Annotated in this window: 24 protein-coding genes and 1 pseudogene; 10 read left to right on the forward strand and 15 right to left on the reverse strand. The window is 57.5% G+C overall.

The genetic code is table 11. The features are described from left to right. The 6 genes from K3754_RS13580 to K3754_RS13605 are packed head-to-tail and all read left to right on the forward strand — an operon-like array spanning position 1 to position 4843. Positions 1–651 (forward strand): virB8 family protein, encoded by a 651-nt coding sequence (locus K3754_RS13580; RefSeq protein ID WP_259938000.1) that lies wholly within the window; start codon positions 1–3, stop codon positions 649–651. A gap of 3 nt (positions 652–654) precedes the next feature. After that, positions 655–1350: a TrbG/VirB9 family P-type conjugative transfer protein gene (locus K3754_RS13585; protein WP_259938002.1), complete on the forward strand. Its 696-nt coding sequence runs from the start codon at positions 655–657 to the stop codon at positions 1348–1350. Next, the gene (locus tag K3754_RS13590; RefSeq protein WP_259938004.1) at positions 1343–2656 is read left to right on the forward strand and encodes a TrbI/VirB10 family protein; all 1314 of its coding nucleotides are present in this window, start codon (positions 1343–1345) and stop codon (positions 2654–2656) included. Before K3754_RS13585 ends, K3754_RS13590 begins: the two co-directional genes overlap by 8 nt. A 2-nt stretch (positions 2657–2658) precedes the next feature. Beyond that, positions 2659–3654, forward strand: a complete 996-nt coding sequence (locus K3754_RS13595) for an ATPase, T2SS/T4P/T4SS family (RefSeq protein WP_259938007.1) — start codon at positions 2659–2661, stop codon at positions 3652–3654. Further along, positions 3647–3823, forward strand: coding sequence for a DUF4177 domain-containing protein (locus K3754_RS13600; RefSeq protein WP_259938008.1), 177 nt, complete (start codon positions 3647–3649; stop codon positions 3821–3823). Before K3754_RS13595 ends, K3754_RS13600 begins: the two co-directional genes overlap by 8 nt. Before the next feature lie 21 nt (positions 3824–3844). Further along, positions 3845–4843, forward strand: a complete 999-nt coding sequence (locus K3754_RS13605; RefSeq protein WP_259938009.1) for a type IV secretion system protein — start codon at positions 3845–3847, stop codon at positions 4841–4843. Positions 4844–4957: 114 nt separating this feature from the next. Here K3754_RS13605 and K3754_RS13610 read toward each other — a convergent pair whose 3' ends face one another. Genes K3754_RS13610 through K3754_RS13620 form a run of 3 tightly spaced genes read right to left on the reverse strand, consistent with a single transcriptional unit; the run spans position 4958 to position 7827 of the window. Beyond that, a complete protein-coding gene (locus K3754_RS13610; protein WP_259938010.1) occupies positions 4958–6019 on the reverse strand; it encodes a CBASS cGAMP-activated phospholipase in 1062 nt (353 codons plus the stop codon). Next, a complete protein-coding gene (locus K3754_RS13615) occupies positions 5967–6512 on the reverse strand; it encodes a hypothetical protein (RefSeq protein WP_259938011.1) in 546 nt (181 codons plus the stop codon). The genes K3754_RS13610 and K3754_RS13615 overlap by 53 nt, the downstream gene beginning before the upstream one ends. Next, positions 6496–7827, reverse strand: a complete 1332-nt coding sequence (locus K3754_RS13620; RefSeq protein ID WP_259938012.1) for a nucleotidyltransferase — start codon at positions 7825–7827, stop codon at positions 6496–6498. The genes K3754_RS13615 and K3754_RS13620 overlap by 17 nt, the downstream gene beginning before the upstream one ends. A gap of 145 nt (positions 7828–7972) precedes the next feature. Between K3754_RS13620 and K3754_RS13625 the strand changes: the two genes are divergently transcribed. Continuing rightward, positions 7973–8308 carry a helix-turn-helix domain-containing protein gene (locus K3754_RS13625; protein WP_259938013.1) on the forward strand — a complete coding sequence of 112 codons (336 nt, stop codon included), beginning with the start codon at positions 7973–7975 and terminating at the stop codon, positions 8306–8308. Further along, a complete protein-coding gene (locus K3754_RS13630; RefSeq protein ID WP_259938014.1) occupies positions 8305–9192 on the forward strand; it encodes an ImmA/IrrE family metallo-endopeptidase in 888 nt (295 codons plus the stop codon). The genes K3754_RS13625 and K3754_RS13630 overlap by 4 nt, the downstream gene beginning before the upstream one ends. A gap of 123 nt (positions 9193–9315) precedes the next feature. Here K3754_RS13630 and K3754_RS13635 read toward each other — a convergent pair whose 3' ends face one another. The 8 genes and pseudogenes from K3754_RS13635 to K3754_RS13670 all read right to left on the reverse strand — a co-directional run bounded on the left by K3754_RS13635 (position 9316) and on the right by K3754_RS13670 (position 16257). Next, entirely contained in the window at positions 9316–11205 is a 1890-nt protein-coding gene (locus K3754_RS13635; RefSeq protein WP_259938015.1) for a type IV secretory system conjugative DNA transfer family protein, read from the reverse strand. After that, positions 11198–13006, reverse strand: coding sequence for a relaxase/mobilization nuclease domain-containing protein (locus tag K3754_RS13640; protein WP_259938017.1), 1809 nt, complete (start codon positions 13004–13006; stop codon positions 11198–11200). Before K3754_RS13640 ends, K3754_RS13635 begins: the two co-directional genes overlap by 8 nt. After that, on the reverse strand, positions 12993–13583 hold the full coding sequence (locus K3754_RS13645; RefSeq protein ID WP_259938019.1) for a hypothetical protein: 591 nt from the start codon (positions 13581–13583) through the stop codon (positions 12993–12995). Before K3754_RS13645 ends, K3754_RS13640 begins: the two co-directional genes overlap by 14 nt. Before the next feature lie 174 nt (positions 13584–13757). Beyond that, positions 13758–14039 carry a hypothetical protein gene (locus K3754_RS13650; RefSeq protein ID WP_259938021.1) on the reverse strand — a complete coding sequence of 94 codons (282 nt, stop codon included), beginning with the start codon at positions 14037–14039 and terminating at the stop codon, positions 13758–13760. Positions 14040–14046: 7 nt separating this feature from the next. Next, positions 14047–14250, reverse strand: a pseudogene (locus K3754_RS13655) (hypothetical protein); the annotation flags it as partial. Continuing rightward, positions 14247–14450, reverse strand: a complete 204-nt coding sequence (locus tag K3754_RS13660) for a hypothetical protein (RefSeq protein WP_259938023.1) — start codon at positions 14448–14450, stop codon at positions 14247–14249. The pseudogene K3754_RS13655 and the gene K3754_RS13660, both read right to left, overlap by 4 nt. Then, entirely contained in the window at positions 14447–14755 is a 309-nt protein-coding gene (locus tag K3754_RS13665; RefSeq protein WP_259938025.1) for a hypothetical protein, read from the reverse strand. Before K3754_RS13665 ends, K3754_RS13660 begins: the two co-directional genes overlap by 4 nt. A 623-nt stretch (positions 14756–15378) precedes the next feature. Beyond that, entirely contained in the window at positions 15379–16257 is an 879-nt protein-coding gene (locus K3754_RS13670) for an ArdC family protein (RefSeq protein WP_259938027.1), read from the reverse strand. 746 nt (positions 16258–17003) lie between these two features. Between K3754_RS13670 and K3754_RS13675 the strand changes: the two genes are divergently transcribed. Then, positions 17004–17600, forward strand: coding sequence for a DUF6088 family protein (locus K3754_RS13675; protein WP_259938029.1), 597 nt, complete (start codon positions 17004–17006; stop codon positions 17598–17600). Between the two features lie 54 nt (positions 17601–17654). On the opposite strand, the gene K3754_RS13680 is transcribed toward K3754_RS13675, so the two are convergent. Genes K3754_RS13680 through K3754_RS13695 form a run of 4 tightly spaced genes read right to left on the reverse strand, consistent with a single transcriptional unit; the run spans position 17655 to position 19742 of the window. Beyond that, positions 17655–18230 carry a PIN domain-containing protein gene (locus K3754_RS13680; RefSeq protein ID WP_259938030.1) on the reverse strand — a complete coding sequence of 192 codons (576 nt, stop codon included), beginning with the start codon at positions 18228–18230 and terminating at the stop codon, positions 17655–17657. Continuing rightward, complete coding sequence (locus K3754_RS13685) at positions 18227–18691, reverse strand: helix-turn-helix domain-containing protein (RefSeq protein WP_231024101.1); 465 nt, start codon at positions 18689–18691, stop codon at positions 18227–18229. The genes K3754_RS13680 and K3754_RS13685 overlap by 4 nt, the downstream gene beginning before the upstream one ends. 14 nt (positions 18692–18705) lie before the next feature. Continuing rightward, complete coding sequence (locus K3754_RS13690) at positions 18706–18882, reverse strand: hypothetical protein (RefSeq protein WP_259938031.1); 177 nt, start codon at positions 18880–18882, stop codon at positions 18706–18708. Further along, the gene (locus K3754_RS13695; protein ID WP_259938032.1) at positions 18879–19742 is read right to left on the reverse strand and encodes a hypothetical protein; all 864 of its coding nucleotides are present in this window, start codon (positions 19740–19742) and stop codon (positions 18879–18881) included. The genes K3754_RS13690 and K3754_RS13695 overlap by 4 nt, the downstream gene beginning before the upstream one ends. A 450-nt stretch (positions 19743–20192) precedes the next feature. Here K3754_RS13695 and K3754_RS13700 point away from each other — a divergent pair, with 450 nt between their 5' ends. Continuing rightward, the gene (locus K3754_RS13700; protein ID WP_259938033.1) at positions 20193–20774 is read left to right on the forward strand and encodes a hypothetical protein; all 582 of its coding nucleotides are present in this window, start codon (positions 20193–20195) and stop codon (positions 20772–20774) included. The last annotated feature ends 1 nt before the right edge of the window (position 20775 follow it).

Below are 20775 nucleotides of genomic sequence, written 5' to 3' on the forward strand. Positions count from 1 at the left end.
ATGAACAGCGAGGCAGAAATCATCGAAGAAGAGCTCGTCTACGGCGCAAGACGACGCGAGCTCATGTGGCAGAAGCTGGGGCTGACAGGCATGGGCTTTGGAATGGCAGGTTGCCTCGCCGCCGCCCTCGTGGCCCTGCTCGACGCGGACCCGCCGCCCATGATCGTGCCCTTTGATAGCGAAACCGGCATGGCCCTCCCCAATGCCATGGTTGAAGCGGTCTCACTCACGGAACGCCCCGCTATCATCGAGGCACAGGTCTACCGCTATGTCATTGATCGAGAGACATACAACCAGCTCGACAATGATGTGCGTGTGCGGCGGGTCCTGGAGCAGTCGGACGGCGCAGCCGCCGCAGGACTGCGCGCGCTTTGGACCAGCGGCCATGAGGCCTACCCGCCGGACAGCTACGGCACAGATGCCCGTCTTGATGTCGAGGTTCTGTCGATCACCCATATCAGCGCCAACCGCGCTCAGGTACGCCTGCGCAAGCGGCTGAACTCGCCGCGTGGCAGTCAAAACGGGCTCTTCACCGCAACGCTGATGTTTGAGTTTCGTCCCGAGAATAGCCGGTCGATCGATGATGTCTGGCAGAACCCTTTCGGCTTTACCGTCACCGAATACGCGATCCGCTCGGATCGTTTGGAGTAACCCATGCGTCGCCTGTTCCTGATCCTCGCCTTCCTCGTTCAGCTTGCGGGCACCGCATATGCCGAAACGCAGCCGCGCCAAGGCCCCTATGATGCCCGCGTCCGACTGGCCACCTATCAGGATGGACAGGTCTACCGCATCAGCACCAGCCTGACCCATGTGACCAGCATCGAGTTTGGCCAAGGCGAAACGATCCGCTCGATTATCGCAGGCGATACCGAGGGCTTCCTTTTGGACGGTGTGCCCGGTGGCCAAGCTTTTGCGATCAAGCCCGTCTCGCGCGGCGCGCATACCAACATCACCGTCTACACCAACCGGCGCAGTTACTATTTCAATGTGACCGAGGCGAACTCGCCGACCTTCTATGTCATTCGATTCACCTATCCCGACGCGGCCCCTCGGCAATCGCGTGTGGCAACAAACCAACCTGCAAACCACGCTTACGGCGTCAGCGCGCGGTCCGAAATCACTCCGCGCGAGATTTGGGACGACGGCACCTTCACTTATTTCCGCTTTGCCGCGAACGCGCCGCTGCCTGCGATCTTTCGTTGGTCAAACGGCAATGAGCGCAGCGTGAATGCTCTGGCCCGACCTGATGGCGTGATCCGTGTGTCAGGTGTCAGCGATCGATGGGTTCTCCGACTCGGCGAGGACGAGATCTGCGTCCAAGAGATGAGCGAGGCAAATCCCGATGAGTGAAACAGCTGAGCTTAAGAAGCGCCTCGAAGCGCTTGAAGGAAAACCACAAAGCGCGAAGGCGCGCCCGTCTGTTGTCACTATTGCCTTGGGCATTGTGGCAATCGCCGCCCTTGGGGGTCTCTTGCTGTTGTTCTCTGGCCGCTCTGAACCCGACAGCCTCGAAACCGCCTCCCCGGATGAGTTCCAAGCGGCGGGACCAGGCTTTGGTGCGCTCGAGCCCACCCCTGCACCGATTGACACAGCCCCGCCGCCGGAGCCGGAACCGGCCAGCGACACAGAAGAGCTGCGCGCGCAAATGGACGCCATGCGCGCCGAGCTCGAAGCCCTGCGCAACGCACCCGCACCTGAAGTCCCAGCCGTCAACACTGAAGCATTGGAGACCTTGGGTGCAGAGATCGATGCCCTGCGCAGTGAAGCCGCTGCTACGCAAGCCGCCTTGCGCGAAGAGTTGGAAGAACGCGCACGTCAGATACAGCGACTGCAGAACGATCTGGAGCTTGCGCGCCTGGAAACCCCGCGCACGCCCGCACCAACCGGCCCCACGGCCGAGGAACTGCGTATGCAAGAGCTCGAGCGGCGGCGGCAAGCCGAGCTTGAGGAACTGCAAGCGCGTATTGCCAGCCCAATTATCGCTTTTGGCGGCACTGGAAGCGGCAACAATGATACCGCCGCCGAGCAGCGTCGACTTGATGGCGATACAGACTTTGTTCGCAACGGCGCTGAACCTGCTGAGGTGACACAGGCCCAAGTGATCGTGAACCCGTCAAACACGGTTGTTCAGGGCACGATGATCCAGGCCGTACTTGAGACCGCAATCGACAGCTCGCTCGCTGGTCAGGTCCGCGCGATGGTATCGGAAGATGTCCACGCATATGACGGCTCGCGGATCCTGATCCCACGCGGCGCGCGTCTGATCGGGCGGTATCAATCCGGTCTCGATATCGCCCAGCAACGCGTGACGGTCGCCTGGGACCGGATCATTCTGCCCAGCAATCAGACCGTTGAAATCAGCGCTTTTGGTGGCGACGAACTGGGACGCTCCGGCACGACCGGTTTTGTCGACAGCCGCTTTGGCACGCGGTTCGGGTCCGCCGCCCTGATATCTCTGATCGGAGCCTTGCCTGCACTTGCAGCTCAAAACACCGAAGATGAGATCACCTCTGATGTTCTGGAAGGCATTGGAGAAGACCTGCAAGACAGCGCGCAAAGCGTGATTGGCGAATATCTCTCCGTCTCGCCCGTGATCTATGTGGATCAGGGTGCCCGCGTCACCGTGATGGTCGACCGCGATCTGGAGATTTTCTGATCATGGCGGCCAGCTATCTGCAAAGCTCGATGGACAAGATCTCCGAGGCGCGTGACCCCAAGCTGATCGAGCTTTGCATCAACCCCGACGGCACGCTGTGGGCGGAGTTTCAGGGGGATCACTTTATGCAGCGCGTCAATCGACAGCTCTCGCAAAACGAGATCAAGGACTTGGGCAATCAGATCGCGTCCGCCGCGAACACCACGCTCAGCCGGACCAAGCCGATTGTGTCGGTCAGCATCACCTACCGTGACCGCCCCATCCGCGCGCAAGTCATCCAGCCACCGGCTGTCGATGGCGGCTATGCGATCTCCCTGCGGTTCTTCGCCGACCTACCTTTGGAACAGATCAAGCTCTCCTATCTCTTTGGTAAAGAACGCAGCAACGAGGGCGCACGACGCAAGCGCAATGCCGAACTGCGCGATGTCGTGGCCACCGGCGACATCGATGCCGCGATCAAGTTCTGCGTCACGCACAAGCTCAACATGATCGTGTCCGGTGGCACCTCGACCGGCAAGACCGTCACGGCGCGCAAGATCCTCTCTTTCGTGCCCGCCGAGGAGCGCATCATCACGATAGAAGAGGCGGCCGAGTTGCGTCCGACGCAACCCAATGTCGTCACGCTGATGTCTGATCGCGATGACGCCACGCGCAGCGCTGATGTCCTGCTGACCTGCACCCTGCGCATGCGGCCGGACCGGATTGTTTTAGGCGAAGTACGCGGCAAGGAGGCCATGACCTTCCTTGAGGCGATCAACACCGGTCATGGTGGCTCACTCACCACGCTGCACGCTGAAACCCCTCAGCTGGCCGTGCAGCGCCTCGCCATCGCCGCCCTGAAAACCGATGTGCCCATGACCTACCAGGACATGAACGACTACATCACTCGCTCGATCGATGTGATTATCCAGGCCGGACGCCATGAGGGCGCGCGCGGCATCACTGAATTCTACCTGCCGGTTGATCCGGCCCATTCAAAGGAAACAGCCCATGTTTGAATACAAGATTGAACAGATCAACACTGCCAAGACAAAGCCACCGAAGATCGAAGCGCAGCTGACGGCTCTTGGCCAAGACGGCTGGGAGTTGGTCTCGGTCGTGCCGGATTTTGACGGCGAACATATTCTGAAGGCCTTTCTGAAGCGGCGCACGGGCGCGAGCGTCTAGAGCAAAACCGAGGAGGATCCGATGGGCGTCGTCACCTGGATGGTAGAGACCACCGACAACTTTCTGGATGACGCGGCCCAAACCACTTTTGGTAACGTCGCCAGTCAGCTTGGCGGCGTCATTGCCGTGGCCTCGACGCTCGCCGTGATCGGCGTCTTCCTCAACATGGTGTTTCAGTACAAATCCATGGATGGGCGGACCGCGTTCTGGTTCGCCCTCAAGCTCATGCTGATCTCCCTCTTTGCGATGAACTGGGTCCAATTCAACGCTGTGGCCAGCGCCCTCATCAACGGTCTCGATCAGCTTGCGGGCGGCATGGTGGCCGGGCTTGGTGGCGGCGGCGCAGGAGCATCCTACTTCGCAGAGGCCTTCGACGATCTCATCGAAGAATTTGGCGATTACCTGAATGCGGCCGGTGACAACATGCATTGGATGGCCGGAGCCCTGATCGGCGCGATCGGCGCTTTCCTCCTCGGCGTGATCGGCGCGCTCTGCGGCCTTGTCCTGATCTTCGCCAAGATCATGCTGGCGTTCATGATTGGCATCGCCCCCATCATGATCGCGCTTTCGCTGTTCGACTCCAGCAAGGACTACTTCCACCGTTGGCTGTCCAGCACGGTATCCTACGCGCTCTACCCCCTCGTGATCGCAGGCGTGTTTTCCACCGTCGTCGGCATGTCGCGCTCGCTGATGACCGAACTCGGAGATCCATCCGGTGCAAGTAACATCGGCGCGCTGGTGCCCTTCTTCATGATGATGTTCCTCGCAGGCGGCATGATCATCGCTACCCCGCTGATCGTCCGCTCCATCTCGGGCAATTTTATGATGGCCGGACCGCCGAGCATTCCCGGTCCCGGCGGGTTCGCAAAGGGCTTGATTGGCACCAAAGGGTCACGGGCGCGGGCACGGTTTGGCACGAGATCGAATGCTGAGATCGCCGGAGCTGGGATAAGGCAGGCAGGTGGAGCTACTGTTTCTATGGTTCAGAAGGTCGCTGAACGGGCCAAGCGCTTGAAGTGAAATCGGCACCTTCCTGCCGTTGGTCGGACTGGTCTTTGCTGCGGCGCAGTCACTCCAAAGTAGACGCTGACAAATATCTTAGGTGCGCCGGTCAAGCGATCTAACTTGCTGCAATCAAAGGTCGGCAGCCTGCTCTCCATGGTAGAGGGTTACTGGTGCCCTTTCCGCATCGAAGAACCTTTCCAAGCGCCCGGAATTCTCTTCAACGAGTCGCCGGGCCTGAGTGGGAAGCTCGTCACGAGCTCTTTCAAAGTCGTCCATCGCAATCGGAGCTAATGAAGGTGCAGTTGTTACCCGCAGTAATCTGTCGCGCCCAATCAGCAGACCGGCCTGACCCAGTGCGTTTTGGCTTTGTAGATGCATGGCCGTCTCAATGATGGTGCGCCAGTGAAACATCCCTCCCCACTTGATTTGCGAGTCCGACAATCGCAGATCCTGCTCGCCACAGCCGAGAGACAGAATGTCGACGGTATGCCGGTCGAGATCGAAACACGAAAGAGCATCAACCAGTGCGACCATGGCTGGATTGTTCGCCCAAACACCTCCATCGGCAAAGTGCCGCGTGCCATTTCGGTATGTCGAAAAGAAGGTTGGTGCCGCCGAGGTCGCAAGGGCGGCCGTCACGATCTCCTCCCGCCAGTCCAGGCGAAAGTCAGGATGATGTGGGGTCTTCAGAACAGTGACCTCGTTGAAACCGTCAAAGGTTGGAATGTTCAACCGCCGATCCACAGACCCAAGAGTTCTGTTGCCGAAACAGTCCCGAAGGGCGCGTTCCAAGGGCTCTCGGTCATAGCGATAGACGGCCATGTTGCGCGCAAACCCGTAAGCGGATTTTGCCGCCCGACCCAAAGCAAATGGCGGGGTCCAGCCTTTTGGAAAGATTTTCCCGCCGTGGGTAAGGTAAATGTCGAGAACCTCCGCCGCGCGCATGCCCGCGCTCAGACCAAGCGCGATTATGCCGCCAGTTGATGTTCCTGCCAGCAAATCGAAATAGGCCGCTGCTGACCCTCCTTTCAGAAATCGCCGCTCGCATTCGGCCAACACGGCGGCAGGCAATATTCCTTTGATACCGCCACCATCGATCGAGAGGATGCGGAAGGTATCGGTCGTCCATTCGAGCTGTTCACGTCGATGAAAAATCGTGCCGTGTGACCGCCGCGACTGAGGTTGTTCCATGGTAACGCTCCAATGCTGCCGCGACTGGGTTGCGGCTATCCGTTTCTGGCCTGATGTGCTTGCCCGTGCCGAACCATTTGCCCGTCAACAACCAGCACTCGTAGCAACTGAGCCAGTTTGAAGCCCAAGGGATGGTGGTATCGCTAATGCGGTCATCTGGTGTCCATTCGTTGGCTTCATCATCAAAAAGGCAAAGGAATGGGCCGGTCCGCTGAGTTCGCGGATGTGCGATGTAAACATGAGGGAGAGAGCCTTCGGCATTTCCGAACCGTCGTGTCAGCGGGGGACCCAGCACCTCGACCAGAGGTTGAAGATAGAGGTTTGAACGCCCTTCGGGCAACAGAGGTTCGGTATATTCTATGCGCAGCCGATAAGCCGTTTTGTGGGGCGTGAGCGTGCCATGCCAAACGGCAGTCCGCTTGTTCGGCTGCTCGCATGACCAGGTCGGAAAAACGGCGTGCATATCAGCGATTTGATCACCAACAGTTATCATCGGGTACCACACCCCCCATGTTGGTATTGGCCCGGGCAGGTGTGATGAGGCCACTTGCAGCCGTAACACCGGCACCCAGAGCCGGGGCTGCGAGTTTAAACTCTCCACCAGGTTTCATTCCAAGCGCCCCGTGTTCAAGCTGTGCGATCCGCGCCTGATGATATGCGCGCAAGGCCGCTTCACCGGCTTTTTCGCCGAAGAGATCGTCGAAGGTTGACTGGATAACGGCTGGGTCAAAACCCACGCGCTGCAGGGTCTTCAGACGATCAATCAGTGTCTGGAGATCGCGGGCCCAAAGTTGTTGGTCGCTCCGCTGTTCAGGCCACCGATCGGTGAAGACATCGGGCGTATGAGCCGGATTGCGTACTTCCAACAACCGAAGACTGCTTTCGGCTTCTTGGATGCGGCGGCGCATACGTGTGGCCAAAGCAATGACCTCGTCAACCAGGTTGTCCTGAACCGAGCCTGCTTCCAGCGCGATCGCCGCCATGATGATCGAGGGAGGTTTCCGTTTTCCACGGTGATCATCATGTTTGCGGAAGCGCTTGTCGCGAAACCGCTTGATCAATTGCAGAGCAACAACACGCGGAGATTTTTGGTCGAGCGGGACATGGACAGGCATCGGTTGGGTATCAGCCTTGATCATGCTGCCATCAGACGCCATGCGTTTTGCCATGGTCTCGTAGGTTTCGCCGTCTACGAGGAAACGCCGCGCGTCAAAACGATCCTGGAAGACCGCGCTTGTTTCGATCTGGCCATTAAAGTGGTCGGCGAACCCCTTTGGGTTCACCTCCTTGTGGTAGAGCGTGCCCGTTTCCGGCTTGTGGTGAAACAGGGTCGCGACACGCTCCGGGGTGCCAACCAAGCGAACAACGGGCATGAGATCCACCGTCACGCCATCCGGATATGTTACCGTCACACAACGGCTGTTCTTTTCAATCAGATAGTCGTGATACTTGCTGCCCGGATCGCCTTTGATTGCCTTGTAGAGCGTGGTCAGGACCCATTCAGGGTCGCTTCCCGGCAGCACGCTCAGTTCAATGACAGCGTCGACATCATGTTGATCTCGCTTCAGGCGCGATCGCGTCGGTGCGTGAATGGCAAAGCTGCCGGACGCGTAGATCTCGTGGACAAGGTCTTCAAATGGGCTTCCCGGCCGATCCACATGGCTGGCCAATCCACGATAGTGAGCTTCCGCCTCGCGGTGCATTGTCACGGTGATCTGGATGGCACGGGCCACATCCATGAGCGCAGCTTCAACAGGATCGATATCCAGGCTGCGCGCGTAATCTTCAAAGTTTGTTCTTACATTCATTTCCTTCTGCCCCCTCAGGCTTGACGGATTCTACGATCTGTCTTACAGTTATTGACGTTTTCGTAGGGCGTTTCGTGAAAGAAAAAGCCGCGAGCAAGCGGCGGATATCCTACGATCTCGTCATAGTAACACAACCAAGGGCGTCATGTCAAACTCAACAGACGAAACGGGAGGATTCGGCGAAAGGTTACGCCGAGCCAGAGAAAACAGAGAACTTAATCAAACCGAATTGGCCGCAAAGGCCGGCCTGCAACCATCCGCCATCGGACATTTCGAGAAGGAACGACGAAAGCCATCTTTCGCCAATATCCGATCCCTGGCAAAGGCATTGAATGTGACTTCAGACTACCTCCTCGGGCGCACCTCGGAGATGGGCCAGGCAACAACAGCGTTCCGAGGGGAAGAGAACCTATCTGACGGGGACAGAGAGCACATTCAGATGATGATTGACCTGATGAACCAAAAGAAAGCGGAGAAATGAGCAAGTTCCGCCTCACTATGGCGCGACGTCAGGGCGAGCTAAAGGCCAAAGAGATGGGGTTTGACAGCTTCCCGGTTGACCCATTTGCGATCGCAGAGGCCGAAGACATCATAGTTGAGCCAAAGCCGCCTGATCGCCCAGGCGTCAGCGGAGGAATTATCTTCTTCGACGACCGTGTCGGAATCTTCTATGCGACAGATATTGTCAGCGAGGGTTTCCGCAGATTTACGGTGTCCCACGAGCTTGGGCATTACTTTCTAGAAGGGCATCCGGAGGAGATCCTTAGGTCAGCTCCGATCCACATCTCGAAAGCGGGATTCTCGCAAGGATCAAACTCCATTGAGCTCGAAGCCGATCACTTCGCGTCTGGTCTGTTGATGCCGTCGAGGCTGGTTTCAAACGTCATCGGTACAAGCCGCGTCGGCCTTGATGCAATCATCACTTTGGGCGACCGCGCCGAGTGCTCGCTGACGGCCTCGGCAATCAGAGCCGCAGAGTGTTGTGACTATCCGATGGCGGTCATTGTCAGTTCCGGTGACAAAGTCGCCTACGCATTCCTGTCCGATAGCTTCAAAAAACTCGACAAGCTTACCTTTCTTCGCAAGGGCGCACCTTTGCCAGAAAGTCTTACACGCGAATTCAATCGGAAGCCCGGCAACGTTGCTTCGGGTCGAACCCTGTGCGGGCAAACCACGCTTGCAGACTGGTTCTCTTGTACTCGTAGCTTGCCCTTAGACGAAGAGGTCGTTGGGCTAGGCAGTTATGGTTTCACTCTGACTGTGTTATCGAGCGACGTGCTGGCCAAAGATCCAGATGATGAAGATTTAGCGGAAGAAGAAGCATTGATTGAGAGCTGGACACCACGGTTCGCACGTGGGCGTTAGAATTCGAAAGTCAATCTTTCAAATACGGGTCAGGAATTCTTGTCTCCTAGTCAGTTTAGGAATGTATTCGTTTCTTCTGCAATGAGTCTTTCATCGGCAGGCAACAAAGTATGCTTTCTGCTCTCATCCCTGGGCTGCCGCCGCCATAAATTTCTCCACCCGATCTGAACCAGCCTGATATTCGCCCAAACTAGGCTTGTCCTCGTTCGGCTCACCCCGCTTTTCGCTGACCAAATTATCGATCTCTTCTCGCCGTTTCCCACCGCCTTCAGAGCCACGTGAAACCGCCCTCGGCATCTCAAGCGCTCCAATCTTCGCTTCCAGCGCCTTGATCTGCCCTTGCAGGCCGCGCATTTGATCCCCCGCCGAGGGATATGGCAGATCGCCGGTCTGCTTGTCGGAGATCAGCTTGAAAAACCGATCATCATAGTATTTGATCCGCTTGGCGCGTACGGGCATTTGCGCATCGACCACCAGAACGATGTCATCAAGGTCCATGCGCCGCGCCTCATCCTCAGGTAGGAGCGCGGTTTCTTCAGTCCGTTCAGACATGCTGCGACCAGCGAAAGGGTTTCGGCCGACAGAACGCGAGCGGGTCACAACGCGCTTGGTGGTTTTGCCAACGGCTTTGCTGAGCTCTTCGATGGTCTTTTCATCTGAGGGGGTCAGATAGAGCTTGATGCCTGCGTTACCCTGCAAGGCGCGGCGGGCGTTTTCGCCATAGATTTCATCGAGCGCAGGGATGGTCTGGGTGACGATCGCGAGATTGGCGCGGTAAGAGCGCAGAGTTTCGATGCTGTCCAGAACGATGGGCATTTTGCCGAGGCGGTTGAACTCATCGAGCATGATCATCACCGGCCAGGGTTCGTCCTTGCCAGGTTCATGATCCTGAAGCGATGCCAGCAAATCCGAGAAGAACAAGCGGATCAACGGCGCGAGCGGTTTTACCATCAGCGGTTCGACCACGAGATAAACCGAAAACGGCGATTTTCGGATGTCGCGGAAATCGAAGTCTGAAGTTGCTGTTGCGCGATCGATGGCAGGGTTCGACCACTGCTTGAGACCAGATGTCATCAAGAGCGACAGATAAGACGTCAGCGTGTCGTTGTTGGTCGAGGCCATGCGCATGAAAATCAGCTTGGCGGCTGGATTGACCACCTCGTCTGCACGGCGGCGGTACTCTTTCTGCTTGTCTCCGCCTGATGCGGCGATGCGATAAATCTCGCCCAGGGTCGGCCGATTTCGCTCGAATGCTAAAAGCCCTGCCGCCACGAATAGATCGATACCGCCATCGAGGAGCCCTTGGACGCGGTCGTTATCTGCTTGCAGAAACAGCGAGGCCAGGAGTTGCAGCTCCATCTGTTGGCGGTCGACGTTTTCCAGCGCCGATATTCGCAGCAAAGGATTGTACCGGTGCGAGCGGCCATACTTCCAGTCTGTGGGCGCGAACCGGAAAACCTTGTCGCCCTGCGCTGCCCTGTGGCGCGCCGTCGTCTCGAAATTTTCACCTTTTACGTCGAGCACCACTGTACTGCCTTGATAGGTCAGAAGGTTCGGGATGACGAACCCCGTCGTCTTGCCGCGTCCGGTCGGGGCGACGATCAAAGCATGGGGAAAAACCTTGGACATGACAAAGGGCTTTCGGCTCTTAGGCTTGCCCATTTTGCCTAGGACAAAGCCGTGGCCGGGCTTGCCGAAAAAGCCGTTCCGCTTCATCTCCGACATCTGCTGCCAGTGGGTTTCCCCAAATTTGGTCAGCGCATCGTTCATCAAGACCGCACTGAGCAAAACACCGGCACCAGTGCTGATCCCCACGATCAAGTGAACAATCTGCATATCGCCCGGGTGGGTTGTTCGAAGAACCCCATAGCTGCGTGTCAACATCAGGAAATCGATATTCGCCCCGACCCCGAACCAGCGGAACGACAGAAAGGCCGACGCCAGAACATATCCCAGCACCGCGCCGAGAAGAGCAAAGCTAATGACGCCGAGTGCGATCCGCGCCTTACCCATGCGTCACGCCCTTTTCGCCGTCGGCATCGACATGCCGCTCGCGTTGGAGGTCTATTTCCTCATTGGCGATCTCGTCGAGGACATGCTCCATCGCCACACTGTTCGCCAGAGCAGCATCGCTCTGCAGGTAGGCTTTGGCCGCATAAAGCCGGTCCAGGCGGTCTTCGATATGTTCCTCCAGCGTGGCCTCATCGCCGATCGCCAAGTCCGGGGTGCCCTCTTCACCGACCAGCTCCTCCATCTCAGCTCGCAAGGTCTCGCGCTCCAGATCGCTGCGGAAAGGATCTGCGGTCGGGTCGTCCCGCACACGGCTCAGGATATCAGCCGTGGTCGGCGGCAGCCGGTCGATGATGGCTTCCTGTCGGTCGACCTCCACCGCCCCACTGTCTTTAAGAACCTCAGCATCTGCCAACACATGGCCAAGATCACTGTGCACCTGGTCAAGGCGGTCGATCGCCTTCTCCAGTTCATCGGCGCGAGACAGGTCAAAGCCTTCTTTGTCGGCAATGGCCTTCAGATCTTGTCCTAACCACTGCCGTTCCAACGCAGCATTGCCCGCGCCGATTTCAACGCGTCGCGTCACATCCTGCGCATCAATACCAGTGCCTTTCAAAGCCTGCTCAAGCCGGTCAGTAAGAGTTGAATCCTGCAAAACGTGTTGGACCTCGGCCTGAATGTTTGCGGCCGAATAAATCCCACTCTTGGACGCATCCTCAAGCAATGTGTGGGACTGCGTTCCCATGGGGCTCAGATGCGACAAAGAGCGATAGATGTCGTTCAGCTCATGCTCCAGCGCGGCACGCCGCTCCACCGGGGCGTCCGCCACAATGCGTTCAGCTTGGTTGATCTTGTCGTGAAAGGCATCCACGACCTCATCAAACGAATGCTGTTCTTCGACCATGCCATATACCTTTCCATCTGCTTCAATCGGTTTGCCCTGCTTCAAAAGCGTCGCTGCCTTATCCAAGGCTGTTGCAATGTCATGCTGGTTCTCGCGCGAGGCCTCGGCCGCCAGGCCGCGATAAAGCCGCGCGTTCTGCGCCACTTCCGCCAAGGCACGGTCAAGCTCTGGACCGACGCGCTCACGTTCGGTGAGCTTCTGGCCAGTGGTTTCCGCGCGGCGCTGTTCTACATCGCTCGGCCTCTTCGTCGTGATCCCACGTTCGAGCTTTCGGGTCGCCTCAAGCCGCAGCCCATAGCGGTCCGACACCTCCACCATCGCCTCCCGAAAACTGTCGTAGTTGAAGTGGTGCCCTTCTTTCAGAAAGAAGAACTCCCCGTCCTTGCTGCGCCGGTTCAGGACGATATGGGCGTGTGGGTGGTCCCGGTCCTCATGCACGGCGGCGATGTATTCAAAATGGCTGCCTTCGCCCTGAAAGAAACGCTCGCAAATCTCGCGCGTGATCTCGGCGACATCCTCGCCGCGCGTGCCGATCGGGAAGGCCATCAACAGATGAGAAGTGTGCCCGAGCTTTGGATGAAACCCCTCATTCCACTGCGCTGAAAACCGGCGTGTGACCTGCTCGATCTCTTTGGCTGACAGAACGCTTTGGCCGTCATAGGTGCCACGGCTGTCGATGATATAGCTCGACTTGGTGGTCAGGTATTCCAGCTGGTTGCGGAGTTGCGTTTTGTTGTGTGTGCCGCCGTCGCGAATGGCTTTGAAGATCGCGGGGGAATGACCCATGGCTGCGCGCGCCATCTGTTTGGCACGGGCGCGCGGCACACTCCCCCGAATGCGGCTCCAGTCACGATCGAAGAAGGCCTCCTGCGCGGCGACAACGGCACTATTCCGGGCCATCGGCAAAGCCTCCCAGAACGCGGGCAATCTCGCCGGACAATGCACTTCGACGACGCTGCGCCATGTCTTGGACTTGGTCAGCGATATCGAAGATCAGCCCGGCCAAGGCGCGCACCTGGCTATGGGCAGAGTTGCCATAGGGCGGCGTCTTGCCCTGACGCTTTGCCTCGTTCAGGCGCTGCGCAATTTGGTTGATGTTGTTGCCGGTGCGATTGAGCGAAGCCGATAACCCCTGCATCTGGTTGGCCAGTTCATCGTCGGGAACGAAGAGATCGTTCGAAGCATGGATCAGCCGCCTCAACCCCTCCGCCCGGCTGTTGATATCATGCCGCGTCAACACCGCATCGAAGCCCGCAAGCTCCTTAGGCGTCAGCCGGACATTCACCAGTTCTGAACGCACGCGTGCATCTAGCTTGCGGTTTTGATCGCCCTTCAACGTGTAGAAGATACTGCGGGTCGTAACGCCGAATTCTCGGGCCAGATCCTCGATCGCCACCCCTTCGGCACGCTTGCGCACGATGGCAAAACGCTGGTTCTGCGTCAGTCGCTTGTGCCGTGGTGCGCGCGGTCGGCCCATGTGAAGTAATCACCCCTATTTCTTGCCAGCATCATACAGGCAGCCCTGTTATGGCATCTCGCCATAATTGATTCAATATTATAACATTGCATCAACTGCCTGTATTCCGTTTGGAGCAGCCCTAGGCTGCGACCGCCGGGCAAAGCCCGACGCCATGCGCAAGGCATGGCACCACTAATCGTGGTTCCACGCCTCAGCATCGCCAAGCAATTGCAGCGCTATTGTGCGGGCCGCGCCTTCGGCGCTGACATAGGTTTGATGGTCGGGCAGCTCGTGCAGATCAAAGGGCTGTTGCGGGTCGTCCGGGGTCTCAACTCGGACATAGATTGCCCAGCCATCAATCAGTTCAGGATCATCACAATACTCCTGCCCGCCATCGGGCAGATTGCAGAACCCGTGAAGATGCACGCTGGCGCGGCCCTCTCGGGCCGCCTGCTTGATGTCAGAATACTTCATGTTGAACCTCTGCACTTTCCTTAATGAAAAATTCGTCAGGCTCGCCGTTCAGGCGGGTGCCATCCCGACTGGTCAAGCCGATAGCCGACCCGTTCCGTGTGAAGGTGATGAGGTATTGCCCGAGGTCATCACGCGTCACCACATAACCGCTGTTGACCCAGTGAACGCGGTTGCCCGCGTCCACTGCTGCTTTGATCTCTTCCAAGGTCATCGCAACGCCTCCTCAAGGATTGCGAGAGCCCCAAGACAATCGTCGATATAGGGCTGCTCCTCGCCCTCCAGATCGTTCAGATCCAGCCGGTTCAACACCGCGTAGAGCGTGGCGCGGGCCTCGCGGGCGGCGCTTCGCAAGCTGACGGTGTCTTCCAGACGTGCCGTCGCAAAATCATCACTGTGATAGTCAGGGATCATTGGATTTCTCCTGCCTTGTGCTTCCAACGCGGAGCGATGTCTTTGAACGGCACCGTGAAGGGCGGCAGCGCGTCAAAGCCGTTCGAGCTTTTGACCACCTTCACCTTGGCGCAATGATCCTCAACGCTGAGGATCTCGACACAGAACACGCCGCCCAAACCTGACGGAACAACGATCTCCTTCAGCTCGTGCCGATGTTTCCAGCAATAGACGCAGGTGCTATAGAGCCCGTCGATGATGTGACCGCCGGTCGTCCGATCACAGTCGCAGGTCCAGAATTTCGGGGGCTGATATTTGTGAGCCATTTGTGGCCTCCTCTTGGGTGCTGCGGTTGGGGCTTGGCTCCCCTTCCGCCGATGGGCTGCACACCGGCCAATCTGATCTGACCGAATACGCATGTATTCGGCGGAACAGAGTGGGTGGGGGCACAGCCCGACCCACGGCCCTGGAGCGGCCAGTCAATGGGTCGAAGCCAGCAACTGGTGCGGCCCGCAGCGCGCCTTGCGCGAGGACACGGGTTGCAGGCTTTGACGACGCGCCCACGCGGCGCTTGCCCATTGACGGGACGTGACAGGGATGTTGGGCGGACCAATCAAATTGAAAGAAGCCTGAAGGAGGTGAGCGGGCTGAAAGCCGGTCGATCCTCCGCACAGTCCGTTTCTAAGAGCGGACAGTGCGCAGCAGCACTGGCCACAATCTCTCATCCCGTTCAAAATACCTGCGCCCCGCCACATGAGGCGGGGCGCAGGTGCTCAAAGCTCAACACCAGACTTCAAGTTGCCGACCGGATCGAGCAACGAACGGGCCTCGGCGCAATCCAAGCAAATACAGGAGCAACTGCCTTTCACGATGACCGGCGCAAGAAAGATCACCGGATTTGACGCGCCGCATTTGCGGCACGTCATCGGGGGTAAGATTGCGGGGCCGCTCATGCTGCGGCCGCTTTCGATTGACCTGCGGCTGCTAGGACAAAATCGGCGGCTTTCTGCGCCTCGGACGCCGCACGAAAAATCGCCCGTTTGTCCTCTTTGAGCGCTTTCAACCAACCTTCCACATAGGCGGCGCTTTGGTCGAATTCCGGCACGACACCAATCTGGGCACCAAGGAAACAAGCGCCGATTTCCGCCACCAGCTCTTCAAAGGCATAGACCTCGCGGTTGGCAAACTTCTTGATCCGCTCAAGCCGCTTTTCGCTGCCGGTCCAATGGATCACCTCATGAGCTAACGTCCCATAATAGCCTGCCGCATTGTGAAAGGTAGCAATCGGCGGCATGTGGATGTGATCTTTGGCGGGGCTGTAATAGGCTCGTGGGTCATCGCTGGTGAGGATCTCTGCCCCAGTTCGGCTGAAAAACGCCTTGAGCTCCGGATCCTCCTCTGTGCCAAGATCGCGCGGGGCATCGGGCCGGATGTAGTAATCCTCCGGCAAACCTTCGATCTGATCCGCATTGAAGACGCGGTAGGCGCGCGCATAGGGCAGCTCTTCCTCGATACCCAATTCGTTTTCACGGGTGAACGTCCCGTATTTGACCACGGTGGACGACGTCTCACCTTTGCGGACCTGACCGCCCAGCTCCTGCGCCTGTTTGTAGGTCATCCAGCGGCTGGACACATGGCCTTGCTTGGCCGCCATGACCCAGAGCATCAGGATGTTAATCCCGCGATACTCCTCGCCGTTGTGCCGTGTCGGCAGGGCAATGCCCGACGCGCTCCCTGTCCACGGTTTGCGCCAAGGCGGCGTGCCTGCCTCGATTTCCGCAATAATGGTGTCGGTGACATGGGCATAAACATCAAACTTCGGTGCCATTTGTGGCCTCCTCAATCAAAGTAACGCGGGTGAGGCTTCGCGCCCCTTCCGCCGATGGGCTGCGCCTCGGCCACCTGATCTGACCGAATACGCATGTATTCGGCGGAACAGAGTGGGAGAGGGCAAAGCCCGACCCACGGCCCTGAACGGGGCTGTCAATCGGCCACATTTGCGAAGAAAATGTCTGCGCCGAAATCAGACGCCAATTTGCCCCGCGAGGAATGGCTCGCCCGCGAGACAGGGGAAATTGGTGGCTGATTTTGGGGATGGACTAAGGTTGACCGCCACGGTCGGGGATGTTGGGCGGACCAAACAAAATTGATGATGTCTGGATCGGGGTGAGCGGGCCAACGGCCCGTTGAGCCCCGGTACAGTCTATTGGGAGATGTTGCCCGCGCGCTCAAGCGTGGGCTCAAAACAAGACGAACATCAGCCTTGCGCGACGAGCCTGACGGATCGCATGTCCAAGATGTCGAGGAATTCGAACGAAGTTCTGCAAGTCAGCCTCCGACGCCGCCTATGATGCCTAGATCATAAATCCTCTGTATGATCTAGAGTTCATAGACGCAGCAGTCTAGCCCACGACAACTTACGCTGCAGCGTAATTTTTCGAATTTTGCGCTGTAGCGTAAATTTCGCACCAGTTCTCCTCTTTGCCCTATGCCAGTTGCACCTACCGAGGGGTTATTCCATGGCCCGTCGACTTTCAGAAAATCATACCATATTTTCTGACAAGGAGTTCGAACATGATTACGTCAAACATCAAGCAACGCATCATCGGAAAAGGTCGCGGCGCAATCTTTGCGCCGACCGATTTTCTCGACATCGGATCCCGCGCAAGCGTAGATCAGGCCCTGTCACGCCTTGCTGATCAGGGTGTGATCCGCCGACTGACGCGGGGGCTGTATGACTACCCGAAGAAGAGCCCGAGCTTCGGATTTCTGTCGCCTTCCGCCGATGACATCGCAAAAGCTGTTGCTCGAAAGGACGGTCAAATCTTACAACCTTCTCCTTCGATGGCTGCCAATCAGTTGGGCCTTTCCACTCAGGTACCATCCAAGCCGACCTATATGACCGACGGCCCAACCCGCACCAAGAAGGTTGGACGGCAAGTCATACAATTCCGCAAAGCATCTCCCAAAACATTGGTCGGCGCAGGATATAAGACTGGGGTTGTCTTCCAGGCGTTGCGTTATGTCGGCAAGGACCGTGTGGACAGTCAAATCGTCGACCGCCTTGCACACGCACTGGACGACAATGATCGGAAGCTCTTGGCAAAGCAAAGCAGGCACGTCCCTGCTTGGATGCATCCTATCGTGCGACAGATTGTAGAGCGTAGATAGATATCAACGTGTTCGCTGGAGACCGTCGCCAGTGCGATCTACCGCCACATAACGCTAAAGTAGCTCTACGTATTCGTGCAAAATTTCAGCGGTTTGAAATAGCTCTCGAGCCTTGATCCGCTGCAATAATGCTTCGGCGTCCATATCAGGGTTTTTGAACCGCTCACGCATTTTACGCAGGGCAACTACAGCTGCGAGTGAGTCGAGTTCGATTGCATCAGAAATAAACTCGTCGGCCGAGATTGCATCGATGTCAAAAGGGACGAGTGCTTCGCTTGGGAAATCCTTAAGGTTTTCTGTCACAATTACCTGAGCGGATGTTGTGATCGCTGCAGCAAGAACATGGCGGTCATCAGGATCCGGCAACTGCAGACCGGCTTCAAGGCCAGTATACCCAGTAACGCACGCTTCGGGGAAAGCGCGCTCCATAGCGGAACGCTGCTTGTTAGTGTCAGCCCCGCCCTTCGTAATCTTGGCTATTGCACCGGCAGTCTCATCCATAATCCTATCGCTCCACCGGGGCCGAAAAAATCCGGCCTCGGCCAGCGACAAGATTATGTTTCTGCGCATCGCGCACGCCAGAACATTAGCGTCAATCAGTGCCGTGAAACGGTCGGCATAGTCACTCATAAAAGATCGTTCTCCATGTCCATCGCGGCAAGGTCAGACAGTGCGTCAGAGCGATCAGAGTCGCGTTTCTTTTTGTATTCAAATAGATCGGCTGCTTTCACACGGCGATGCCGACCTGTTTTGAAGAAGGCGATTTCCCCCTCTTCTAGAAGCTTCACGAGGTGTGGGCGCGACACATTCAATAAATCGGCCGCTTGCTGAGTGGTCAACTCTGCATCCACAGGGATCATCCGGAACCCTCTGCCGCTTGACACCAACCGCAACAACTCCATCAAGGATGCAGCGAGGGCTGGGGCCAACGTAACCGGTTCGATCTGTTTCTTACCAAGTGCCAGGCTCAGCTCAACTGCCTCATCACCGTTCACTTGCGAGGCAAGGATTCGGCGAAGACTGTCAGCATTTTCAATTTCAACCTGATCCGGCAAACGTTCTGCGAACGCTTCTTTTGCTTGCATCATCATCGTTTCTCTCCTTTTCACGCGACGGGATCTTGCGCCCCATTCGCAATAATCAAAATAAACGAAATAAACGTAAATGCAAGCAACGCTTCGTTCACAAATGAAGAACTTCCGAGGTTGGTTAACCCTCTTGCCAGCGGAAGAGCTTTACTTCCGAGCCAAGCCGCATCGCCTCCGATCACCGCTTCGCTCACGCCTGCAGCCCCGCAGCTCGAACCTGTTCAGGCGTCACCAGCTTTGAAGCGATCAAATCCTCGATCTGCCGGTTGGTGATGTGGCGGCACAAGGGATGGCGCTCGTGGATCCACTCGGCGAGGCTCGCACGGCCCTTGGCTTCGGCCGCTCGCGCCTTCTCTCGGTCCGCCTGTACCTGGGCAAGCCCCTTCTCCCAACGCCGCATCTTGAACCAGTTGTCTGAGAAGCAGACCTTACTGCGCGTGTAGCCCTCGCTTTCCTTGGCGTAGGCTTTGACCGCCTGCCTCAGATCATCGGGCTCCACACCGGCTTTCACAGCCGCTGCGATCAGGCGCAGACTGGTTCCCCGGTCTCGGATCCTGTCTTCGGGATATGCCGCCAAGATCTTCTCAGCTTCAGGATTTTCAACCTCCTCCGCCGCCTCGCGCCTGCGCGTAGGTGGTTTATGGATGGTTTTAGGATGGTTTGGGGTCCACCGTGAACCCCGTACCCCGTTCACCGTGGACCCCGTACCGGGTTCAGGCTGGACGGGGTTCACAGTGACCCCCGTCTCAATGTCGGGCTCGGCCGTGGGTTCGAGCGCGGCCACGCGCTCCAGAACGATGCGGTAAATGACAGTGTAGCCGTTCTTGCAGTGCCGCCTCCCTGTCTCGATCAAAATGCCTTCGCGCAGGAAGTCGATGATGGTGCGTTTCACCGTGCTCTCGCTGAGCTCTGTGTGGCGCTGGATCGTCCCCTTGGAACACCAGATGCCCGAGCCGTCATCGCTCGCCTTGTCGGCCAGGAACATGATGATCTGCTTGCGCGCGGCGCTGCCAAAGCGGCGCTCAGCGCATTCGTTTGCGATGCGCCAGCTCATTGGACCACCTCACCGGTTAGAGGCCGCGTAAAAGCTGACTGAGCGTTTGCGGTAAGGCATTGGCCCGTGCTAATGTCTTCCGAAAGCTGACAGGCTTTTTCTATTTGGCCCCGGTTCACAGTTGCCGCTGTGACGGGGCCTTTTTCATTTTGAACCGGCGAAATTGGCTTTGAAACTTTCGCTTTTTGTTCACTTTTTGTCAGGGGGTGTTTTGCACCCTTAAGTCGTTGTTTTCGCTTGCGCTCTTTCTGGATTGCAAATCCGTGTACACCGGTTCGATTCCGGTACTCGCCTCCACCTTTCTCCCCCGACAAGACCGGCCCAGGCACAAAAGCCTAGCTGATGATCAACTGCACTCAGAACCAACCATAGCAGCCGTTTTCTTAGGATTATCTGCCAACTCCTGCTACTTTGTGATCATCCGACCATCCGAGTAAGCGGAGAATTACGATGATGCGCCCAAATGCCTGTCCACCCAACCGACCTTCCATACGCGCACTGCTATTTGTTCTGCTGGCCACGATCCTTACAAACACCAGCGATGGCCGCGCGCAGACTGCCGGCCACGGCGCCCAGGGGCATGGACATGACATGGCCCGCATGCCGGGCCTGCGCGGGGCCAATGCCACAGCGCAGGAGAGTGCCGAATTGGCCGTCATGTTCCAGAACTTCCACCTGATTGACCGCACCGTTGAGATTTTGCCAGATGGTATCCGCACAGTGACCCATTCCAGTCAGCCCGAGGTCATGGATGTTCTGGTTTCGCATGTCGTCGGGATGATCGACAGGGTAGAACGCGGAGATGACCCGAAAATCATGATCCAAAGTCCAACTCTGGATATCTTTTTTGAGCACCCGGATCAGATGTCATCCAAGGTTGATGTCACGGCAGAGGGGGTCATCGTGGTGCAAACTTCGGAAAACCCCGAAATCGTAGCTGCGCTGCATCTTCACGCGGCCGAGGTTTCGGCGATGGCCGACAGGGGCATGCATGCGGTGCACGAAATGATGATGCAGAGGGCAGGCAACTAGC

This window comes from Sulfitobacter sp. M368 (genome assembly GCF_025141875.1).
GTDB lineage: Bacteria > Pseudomonadota > Alphaproteobacteria > Rhodobacterales > Rhodobacteraceae > Sulfitobacter > Sulfitobacter mediterraneus_A.